Below are 9,205 nucleotides of genomic sequence, written 5' to 3' on the forward strand. Positions count from 1 at the left end.
CACTGGCCGTCCCACAGCGTCGCGACGTCGAAGTAGCGCGGGTAGCCGTCGGTGAAGATCGACGGGTGCTGCTCGGCCCCGCTGCCCACCAGGCACAGGACGCCGCGCAGCGAGGCGCGGTGAGCCGGCTCGAGCACCGCGGCCACGGCCGCTACCGCCCGGACCAGGCCGGCGACGGAGTGGGTGCGGCGGCGACCGTTCTGCCACAGCGTCCCGCCGCGGACCGTCACCGTGCCGGTCCAGTTCTTGGTGTCGATCACCACGACCGACCGCGGCCCGACGACCACGTGGTCCAGGTTGGCCCTGGCCCGGCCGGGCCACGGCACGTCGTGCAGCACCACGTGTCCCTCCGGCAGCCTCGCGAGCAGTGCCGCGGCCGCGCGCTCCCCCTCGGCCCCCGCGGTCCAGCTGCGCTCGGCGGCCTCCGTCCGCTGCAGCTGCCGGCGCAGCTCCTCCGCGCGCGCGGCGTGCCGCCGGGCCTGCTCGTGTGCCCCGTCCCCTGCCCCCACTGGCACCTCCCTGCTCTCGCTCCCCCGGGACCACCCGCAGAGGACTGTCCCCAACGAGAGAACACGCTAGACGCCGCGGCGGCAGCACACCAGGGGACGGCCGCAAGTTGCCACGGCGGTCGACCGGCGGGCGTCAGCCGAGCCAGGCCCCGTCCCGCATGATCGTCCGGCCGACGATCTCGTTGGCCTCCCGCCAGGCCTGGATCCGCCGCGGGGCCAGCACCAGGAACAGGTAGCCGTCGCTCTGCCGTGGGTCCCACTCCGCCTGGCGCACGTAGGCCTGACCGACCTCACCGGCGTCGGCAGCCGGGAGCGACTGCGCGAGGTGGGCGTCGATGACCACGACGTCCCGGGTGGGGCCGACGGCCAGCCTGGCCCGCCCGGTCGCCGCGATGTTCCGGGCGGTGACCGACGTCGCCTCCAGGGCGATGACCACCTGCTCGTCCACCCAGGCCAGCGAGAGCGGCACCAGGTGCGGCGCGTCCGCGTCCGGACTCGCGGTGGCCACCCAGACGTCCTGGTGCGGCGCGGTGAGCTGGGCGAGCGCGTCGGCCCTGCGCTGAGCACCCGAGCGGGGCGGGTCCGGCGGCATGGCGCTCCTCCTCAGGCGCCGCGGTAGGTCCCCAGGCACCACAGGTTGTCGTCACGGTCGCGGCAGGCGAACTGGTGGGAACCGTAGTCGGTGTCCTCCAGCGCGGTCACGACCTCGACGCCCTCGGCCTGCTGCACCCGTGCGTAGGCCGCGTCGACGGTCGCCGGCTCGGCGGCCACGACGTAGAGGCCCTGCGGGCCGAGGGTGCCCCAGTCCCCCTCCTTGCCGCGGGTGCCGAACATCACCCCACCGCCGTCGGGCCACCGGGCCTCGGCGTGCGCCACGGTGCCGTCGTCGCCCCGGTAGAGCGCGGTGACCGTGAATCCCAGCGTCTCGGTGCAGAATGCCACGCCGGCGTCGACGTCGGTGAAGCCGACGGTGGGCCACACCGTGGGGGCCGGCGGTCCGGGGAGGTCGCGGGTGCTGTCGTCCGGTGCTGGGCTGCTGCTGGGGCTGGGCGTCTCGGTCATGCCCTCGATGCTGGCACCACCGGGGCGGTCCCGTCTTGAAGGTATGGGAGCTCCTCACGCAGCCAGGTGCCGACGCTGCAGCCGGCCAGCGCGTGCCACTCCCGCGCCAGGTGCGGTTGGTCGGCGTAGCCGCAGCGGGCCGCGACCGTCGCCGGTGACAGCCCCGCCAGCAGGCCCGTCCGGGCGGCCTCGAACCGCGCCACCCGGGCCGCCTGCTTGGGCGGCAGCCCGATGGCGACGGTGAACCGGGCGGTCAGGTGCCGCCGGCTCCACCCGACGTGGTCGGCCAGCGCGGAGACCCGCACCTGCCCGTCGCGGGCCAGCAGCAGCCGCCACGCCTCCAGCACCTCCGGCTCGGTCCTGGCGGCATCGGCCGCACCCAGCCGCTGCAGCAGGGCGCCGTCGAGCAGCCGGAACCGCCGTCCCCAGGCGCCAGTCGCGCGCAGCCGGTCCACCAGCCGGTCCCCGTCCCGGCCGAGCACGTCGGCCAGGTCCAGGACCAGCCCGGTCAGCTCGCCGGCCGGCACCCCCAGCAGCGCCAGTGACCCGGCCGGGGTCAGCGCGTACTGGAGGCCCTCCTGCGGGGTCGAGGCGTCGATGTCGACGGCGTTGGTGTGCAGGCCGCCGGCGACCCCGTGGGCGGCGACGGCGGTGTCCCGGGCGGTCACCCGCAGCGGCGCCGCCAGCTCCACGACCAGGGTCAGGTACCGGGAGGGCAGGCCGCGGTGCCGGCCTGTGGGGTTGGCCGGCGCCCGGTAGCCCCAGGCCTGCCCGACGTAGCGGCGCAGCGAGACCGGGACGGGGTGCTGGTACAGCTCCACGCGCGCTCCTCCCGGTCGTGGTGCAGCGGCTCAGCCCTGGGCGGCCAGCGCCAACGGCAGCACGTCCTCGGCGCCGGCGTCGCGCAGCTCGCGGGCCGCGACCGTCAGGCTCCACCGGGAGTCGACCAGGTCGTCCACCAGCAGCACCGGCCCGCGGTGCCCGGCCAGGGCGGTGGCGAGCTCGGGCCCGACGGCGAACCGCCCCCAGACGTCGGCCAGCCGGAACGCGCTGTTGCCACCGGACTCCCCCGCGGGGCCGCCGTCCACCGGCTCCAGGGTGCCCAGCAGCGGCAGCCGGCCCAGCTCGCTGATCCGGGCCGCGACCGAGGCGACCAGCTGCGGCCGGTCCCGCGACGGCATCGCGACCACACCGGTGGGGCGGCGCTGCCAGTCCCAGTCGGCCAGCACCTGCACGACCGCCTGCACCAGCGGCTCCGGCGCCTCGCCGTCCTCCCGCAGCACCTCCCGGAGCCGCTGGCCCCAGCCGAGGTCGGAGAGCCGGGCGAGCGTGCGGCCCACCGACATCGCCTCCTCGGCGGGGATGCGGCCCTTGACCGGCACCCCGAGCCGCTCCATCCCGCTGGGCCACTGCGCCCGCGGCTCCAGCGGCACGCCCGCCCGGCTGATCTGGCCGAGGGCGACGTCGACCGCCTCGCGGGGCACGTCGGTGGGGTACCACGGTCCGGCGCACACGTCGCAGCGCCCGCACGGCTCCGCCGTCGCGTCGTCCAGGCACTCCTGCAGGAACGCCATCCGGCAGCGCTCCCCACGCTGGTAGTCCAGCATCAGCTGCTGCTCGTCGGTGCGGGCCTGGGCGACCCGCGCGTAGCGCTCGGCGTCGTAGGTCCACGGCTGCCCGGTGGCGACCCAGCCGCCACTGACCCGGCTCACGGCGCCCTCGACGTCCAGCACCTTGAGCAGCAGCTCCAGCCGGGTGCGCCGCACGTCGACGATGGTCTCCAGCGCCACCGTGGACAGCGGCCGCCCCGCCTCGGCCAGCGCCGTCAGCACGGCGTCGGCCTGCTCCTGCCGGGGCATGGCCGCGGAGGCGAAGTAGGCCCAGATGTCGCGGTCCTCCACGCCGGGCAGCAGCAGCACGTCGGCCCGCTCGGTGGCACGCCCGGCGCGCCCCACCTGCTGGTAGTAGGCCACCGGCGAGCTCGGCGCGCCCAGGTGCACCACGAAGCCCAGGTCCGGCTTGTCGAAGCCCATGCCCAGTGCGCTGGTCGCCACCAGCGCCTTGACCTCGTTGTCCCGCAGCGCCGCCTCCAGCTGCAGCCGGTCGGCCGGGTCGGTGCGCCCGGTGTAGGCGCGCACCTGGTGACCGGCCTGACGCAGCGTCTCGGCCAGGTCCTCGGCGGCCGAGACGGTCAGCGTGTAGACGATGCCGCTGCCGGGCAGGTCGCCCAGGTGCGCCACCAGCCAGGCGACCCGCCGCTCGGGGGTCTTCTCGGTCAGCACGCCCAGCCGCAGCGACGCGCGCGCCAGCGGACCGCGGATGGTGCTGACCTCGCGGTCGCGCCCGGCCCCCAGCTGCTCGACGACGTCGGTGACCACCCGCTCGTTGGCGGTCGCCGTCGTCGCCAGCACGGGGGTGCCCTCCGGCAGCTCGCCCAGCAGGGTGCGGATCCGGCGGTAGTCGGGCCGGAAGTCGTGCCCCCAGTCGCTGATGCAGTGCGCCTCGTCGACCACCAGCAGCCCGCAGCCGGCGGCCAGCTCGGGAAGCTGCTCCTCGCGGAACCGGGGGTTGTTGAGCCGCTCCGGGCTCACCAGCAGCACGTCGACCTCGTTGGCCGCCATCGCCGCGCGCACCTGGCCCCACTCCTCGGCGTTGGCCGAGTTGATGGTGACCGCGTTGATGCCAGCGCGGCGAGCGGCCTCGATCTGGTCGCGCATCAGCGCCAGCAGCGGAGAGACGATGACCGTGGGCCCGGCGCCCTCGGCGCGGCGCAGCGCGGTCGCCACGAAGTAGACGGCCGACTTGCCCCAGCCGGTGCGCTGGACCACCAGCACCCGCTCCCGCCGTTCGACGAGGGCCTCGACCGCCTCCAGCTGACCGTCGCGGAACCCGGCGTCGGTCGAGCCCACGAGCCGGCGCAGCGCCGCGAGCGCCTGCTCCCTGGTGGTCTCCTGCTGCGTCTGCGCCTGCGTCATTGCCGCCACGCTACGCGCCCGCGCCGACATCCGGCACCGGCCGTCCACAGCCGGTGCCGGTGGGCCGCTCCCGGTGCTCTCCGCCGGCAGCAGCGCGGCGGCCAGCTGCGGTCCGCGGTGGCGGGCATGACGGGTTCCGGACCGCTGTGGAAAGGTGGCGGCATGGCCCCGGAGCATGCTTCCCCCGCTGACCCTGCCCGGCTCTCCCGGGACACCGTCCCCGCCGGCCTGGTCGGTCCCCGGCCGGACGGCCCGGCCGGGATCGTGCACCTGGGCCTGGGCAACTTCCACCGCGCCCACCAGGCGGTCTACACGGCGCGGGCGCTCGCGCACGAGCCCGGGCCGTGGGGCATCCACGCCTTCGGCAACCGGTCCCGCACCGTCGTGGACGGGATGCGGACCCAGGACCTGCTCTACTCCGTGCTGCAGGTCGACCAGGACGACCGCTCCGCCTGGGTGCCCGGGGTGCACACCGCCGTCGACGTCGCCGCCGAGGACCCCGCGGCCGTGGTCACCGCGATCGCCGCGCCGGGCACCAGGGTGGTGACGCTGACGGTCACCGAGCACGGCTACTCGCTGTCGGCCCGCACCGGCGGGCTCAACCTGGCCGACCCGGCGGTCCAGCACGACCTCGCCGACCGGGCGGCGCCCACGACCGCGGTCGGCCAGGTGACCGCGGGGCTGCTACGGCGCTGGCGCGACGGCGCCGGGCCGGTGAGCGTGCTCTCCTGCGACAACCTCAGCGACAACGGCCACCAGCTGGCGGGGCTGGTGCGCACCTGCGCGGCCGAGGGGCCGGACCCGGCACCGGCGGAGTTCCTCGACTGGCTCGGCGCCGAGGTGGCCTTCCCGTGCTCGATGGTGGACCGGATCGTGCCGGCCACGACCGACGCCCACCGGCGGGCCACCGCGGAGGTCCTGGGCGTGGCCGACCCGGTGACGGTGCCGGCCGAGCCGTTCTCGATGTGGGCGATCGAGGACACCTTCGCCGCCGGGCGGCCCGCCTGGGACGCCGCCGGCGCCATCCTGACCGACGACGTCGCCGGCTACGAGCTGCTCAAGCTCCGGCTGCTCAACGGCACCCACTCCCTCATCGCCTACCTGGGCTGCCTCACCGGCGCCCCGATCATCCCCGCCTCGGTGAGCCAGGAGCTGGTCGCCGAGGCGGCCCGGCGGGTGATGCGCGAGGAGTACCTGCCCACGGTGCGGGTGCCGCACGACGTCGACGCCGAGGACTACATGGCCCAGCTGCTGGCGCGGTTCTCCAACCACGCCCTCGGGCACCGCACCACCCAGGTGGGCGCGGACGGCTCGCAGAAGCTGCCGCAGCGCGTCGTGGGACCGGCCGTCCACCACGTCCGTGCAGGGCGCACCCCGCACCTGCTGTGCCTCACCCTCGCCGCGTGGCTGGCCTGCCTGACCGGCCGGATCCGCGACGACCACGGCCTGCTCGCCCAGCTGGTGGACCCGCGCGCCGAGGAGCTGCGCCGGATCGGCGCCACCGCCGCGGGCCCGGCCGAGGTGGTCGACCGGGTGCTGGACGAGACCGGCATCTTCCCCGCCGAGCTCGCCGAGCTCACCGCCGTGCGCGAGCGCACCGCCACGCTGCTGGCGACCATCGAGCGGCACGGGGCGGAGACCGCTACCCGCGAGGCGCTGCAGCGGTAGCGGCTCGCGCCCGGGCCGTGGTCAGTAGCCGCCGTCGGGGAGCACCATCTCGGCCCGGACACCGAGCAGCCGGACCGGCCCGTCGTCCGCCAGCGCATCGAGCAGGTCCAGCGCGGTTCCCGCGATGACGGCCGCGTCGAACGTCGGCTCGGGCAGCCGGCGCACGCGGGTGACCGTGAAGAACGGCGCGAACCGCACCTTCAGGTGCACGCGCACGCACGCACGCCCCTCGGCACGGAGGTCCTCGACCACCCGGTCGGCCAGCGCCCCGATCGCGCCGGCGATCTCCTCGGCCGTGGTGAGGTCCTGCTGGTAGGTCGTCTCGTGGCCGTGCGCCCGCGCGACCCACGGCGTGTCGTCGACCGTGGTGCTGCCCTCACCGCGACCCAGCCGGGCCAGGGCAGGGCCGGTGCTCGGGCCGAACTCCGCGGCCAGCGGCTCCACCGACGACTCGGCGAGCTCGCGCACGGTGCGCAGCCCGATCCCGGCCAGCCGCTGCGCGATCCGGTTGCCCACCCCCCAGAGCTCCGTCGTCGCCCGCTCGCCCATCACCGCCATCCAGTTCTCCCGGGTCAGCCGGTAGACCCCGCGGGGCTTGCCGAACCCGGTCGCGGTCTTGGCCCGCACCGTGGTGTCGCCGACGCCGACCGAGCAGTGCAGCCCGGTCGCCCCCAGCACGGCGGCCTGCACGGCACGCGCGGTCGCCTCCGGGTCGTCGGTGTCGATCCCGACGAACGCCTCGTCCCAGCCCAGCGGCTGCACGACGGCCCGCGGGAACGAGCGCAGCGTCGCCATGACCTGCGCCGAGGCCGCCTCGTAGACGGGGAAGTCCACCGGCAGGAACACCGCGTCCGGGCACCGGCGCAGCGCGGTCTTCAGCGGCATGCCGGAGCGGATGCCGAACTGCCGTGCCTCGTACGAAGCGGTGGAGACGACCGCGCGCTCGGTGGGGTCGCCGCGGCCGCCGACGACGACCGGCCGTCCGGCGAGCTCGGGCCGGCGCAGCACCTCGACCGCCGCGAGGAACTGGTCCATGTCGACGTGCAGCACCCAGCCCGCCATGGGGGCCATCATCGCCCCACCGGCGCGCGGCGGCCGCTACCCCGAGGCGCTGGCGGGGAGCGGCCGCAGCCCCGGTGCCTGGCTCAGCGGCGCGCCACGTAGTAGTCGTTGATGAAGTCCTCCTCCAGCGACTTCACCTCGACGTCGCCGAACCCGGCCTCGGCCAGCATCCGCTGCGCCAGCTCGGTGCCCCACACCGTCCCCAGGCCGGCCCCGTCGAGGGCCAGCGAGACCGTCATGCAGTGCATCGTCGAGACGGTGTAGAGGAACGGCGCCCAGGGGATGTCGCGGTTGTTGTCGAGGTCGCTGGAGGCCCGCATGTCGACCATCAGGAAGACGCCGTCGGGCTCCAGGTGGGCGGCGACCTGCTGCAGCACGGTCGCGGGACGGGCCTGGTCGTGGATGGCGTCGAAGGCGGTGACGGCACCGAAGCTGCCGGCACCGTCCAGGTCGGCCACGTCACGCAGCTCGAACTCCACGTTGGTCAGCCCCCACGTCCGGGCCTCGGCGCGCGCCACGTCGAGAGCCTCGGCGGAGAAGTCGAAGCCGACGAACTCGCTGTCCGGGAAGGCCCGGGCCAGCAGGTTCAGCGCGTGGCCCTGCCCGCACCCGATGTCGGCGACCCGGGTCCCGCGCTGCAGCCGCTCCCGCAGGCCCGGCACCAGCGGCACGACCTTGTCCACCAGCGCGGCGTCGTTGGTCTGCGCGCTCTGCTCGGCCATCAGCTCGTGGAACCGCGCGTAGGAGGAGTACGGCACGCCGCCCCCCTCGGCGAAGCAGCGGACCACCTCGTCCTCGACCTGTGCGAGCAGCGGCACCATCTGCAGCAGCGAGGCCAAGTTGTCCGGCCCGGCCGCGCGGGTCAGCACCGCCGCGTGCTCGCCCGGGAGCTGGTAGGTGCCGGTGGCGCCGTCGTGGGTCACGATGCCGGCGACGGTCATCGCCCCCAGCCACTCCCGCACGTAGCGCTCGTGCAGACCCGCCTCCGCGGCGATGCTGCTGCTGGTCGAGGGCGGCAGTCCGGCGAGGGCGTCGAAGAGGCCGGTCCGGTGGCCGATGCTGACCATCAGCGCGGTGGAGCCGCTGCTCAGCACCCCGAACAGCCTCCCGGCGAACTCCTGCACCCGGGCCGGGTCCGGCTGGCTCGCCGGGCCGGTGCGGGTGGCGGTGTCGTGGTCGGTCGTCGTGCTCATGGTTGCCTCCCGTGGCGGGTTCTGGTGGACCCCACCGACGCTAGGAACGACGCGCCGCCGCGACATCGGTCAGATCATGCAACTCCGGGCCGGTATGCAGCGCGGGCGGGCTCCGGTCAGAGCAGCCCCCGGTCCCGCGCCCAGGACACGGCACCGGTCCGGGAGCTGACGCCAGTCTTGAGGTAGACGTTCGCGAGGTGGCGCGCGACCGTGCGCTCGCTGATGTGCAGCTGCTCGGCGGCCTCGCGGTTCGTGCCGCCGGCGGCGACCGCCGCGACGACCTCCAGCTCCCGCGCGGAGAGGCTGCCCGGGGCGCCCCGGCCGCGCCGGCCGGCGTTCAGCCTGGCGAGGTCACGCCGGGCCCCGACCTGCTCGAGCAGCTCGGCGGCCAGGTCGCGTTCCCGGGCCGCGGTCTCGTGGTCACCGAGCGCGTCCAGCGACTGCGCCAGGTCGAGGCGGATGCGGGCGACCTCGTACGGCGCCGCCATCTGCTGCCAGCAGGCACGCGCCTCCCGGAGCACCGGCACCGCCTCGGCGTACCGGCCCGCGGCGACCAGCACGGCGCCCTCGCACCGCCGTGCCTCCGCGCCCCAGCCGGGGCTGCGGTGCTGCTGCCCGATGACCGACAGCTCCTCGGCGGCCCGGGTGGCCGCCCGTCACACCCTCGGCAAGCGGCACTTCGACGTCCAGATCATGGGTGGCGTCGCGCTGCACGAGGGCAACGTGGCCGAGATGA

The 9,205-nt window shown here is 75.6% G+C and carries 9 protein-coding genes and 1 pseudogene; 2 read left to right on the forward strand and 8 right to left on the reverse strand.

Features of this window, described 5'->3' with window-relative positions; all coding sequences use genetic code 11:
• From GFJ45_RS13425 to GFJ45_RS13445, 5 genes are all read right to left on the reverse strand, one after another.
• The coding region (locus tag GFJ45_RS13425; RefSeq protein WP_228387027.1) for an NERD domain-containing protein at positions 1-509 on the reverse strand (509 nt) is incomplete at its 3' end.
• A 133-nt stretch (positions 510-642) separates the two neighbouring features.
• A complete protein-coding gene (locus tag GFJ45_RS13430; protein WP_153398052.1) occupies positions 643-1,101 on the reverse strand; it encodes a pyridoxamine 5'-phosphate oxidase family protein in 459 nt (152 codons plus the stop codon).
• Positions 1,102-1,112: 11 nt separating this feature from the next.
• The gene (locus tag GFJ45_RS13435) at positions 1,113-1,571 is read right to left on the reverse strand and encodes a VOC family protein (RefSeq protein WP_153398054.1); all 459 of its coding nucleotides are present in this window, start codon (positions 1,569-1,571) and stop codon (positions 1,113-1,115) included.
• Positions 1,568-2,392 carry a helix-turn-helix domain-containing protein gene (locus tag GFJ45_RS13440; protein ID WP_153398056.1) on the reverse strand — a complete coding sequence of 275 codons (825 nt, stop codon included), beginning with the start codon at positions 2,390-2,392 and terminating at the stop codon, positions 1,568-1,570. The genes GFJ45_RS13435 and GFJ45_RS13440 overlap by 4 nt, the downstream gene beginning before the upstream one ends.
• Before the next feature lie 30 nt (positions 2,393-2,422).
• Positions 2,423-4,546, reverse strand: coding sequence for a RecQ family ATP-dependent DNA helicase (locus GFJ45_RS13445; RefSeq protein ID WP_228387029.1), 2,124 nt, complete (start codon positions 4,544-4,546; stop codon positions 2,423-2,425).
• A gap of 162 nt (positions 4,547-4,708) precedes the next feature.
• Here GFJ45_RS13445 and GFJ45_RS13450 point away from each other — a divergent pair, with 162 nt between their 5' ends.
• Positions 4,709-6,214, forward strand: a complete 1,506-nt coding sequence (locus tag GFJ45_RS13450; RefSeq protein WP_153398058.1) for a mannitol dehydrogenase family protein — start codon at positions 4,709-4,711, stop codon at positions 6,212-6,214.
• Between the two features lie 21 nt (positions 6,215-6,235).
• Here the strand turns inward: GFJ45_RS13450 and GFJ45_RS13455 are convergent, their stop codons facing one another.
• The 3 genes from GFJ45_RS13455 to GFJ45_RS13465 all read right to left on the reverse strand — a co-directional run bounded on the left by GFJ45_RS13455 (position 6,236) and on the right by GFJ45_RS13465 (position 9,029).
• Positions 6,236-7,288, reverse strand: coding sequence for a DNA polymerase IV (locus tag GFJ45_RS13455; RefSeq protein ID WP_407670401.1), 1,053 nt, complete (start codon positions 7,286-7,288; stop codon positions 6,236-6,238).
• 71 nt (positions 7,289-7,359) lie between these two features.
• Complete coding sequence (locus GFJ45_RS13460; RefSeq protein WP_153398062.1) at positions 7,360-8,469, reverse strand: class I SAM-dependent methyltransferase; 1,110 nt, start codon at positions 8,467-8,469, stop codon at positions 7,360-7,362.
• 116 nt (positions 8,470-8,585) lie between these two features.
• Positions 8,586-9,029: a response regulator transcription factor gene (locus GFJ45_RS13465; RefSeq protein WP_153398064.1), complete on the reverse strand. Its 444-nt coding sequence runs from the start codon at positions 9,027-9,029 to the stop codon at positions 8,586-8,588.
• 76 nt (positions 9,030-9,105) lie between these two features.
• Here GFJ45_RS13465 and GFJ45_RS17105 point away from each other — a divergent pair.
• Positions 9,106-9,205: pseudogene (locus tag GFJ45_RS17105) on the forward strand (hypothetical protein); the annotation flags it as partial.

Source organism: Ornithinicoccus halotolerans (assembly GCF_009602535.1).
GTDB classification, from domain to species: Bacteria; Actinomycetota; Actinomycetes; order Actinomycetales; family Dermatophilaceae; genus Ornithinicoccus; species Ornithinicoccus halotolerans.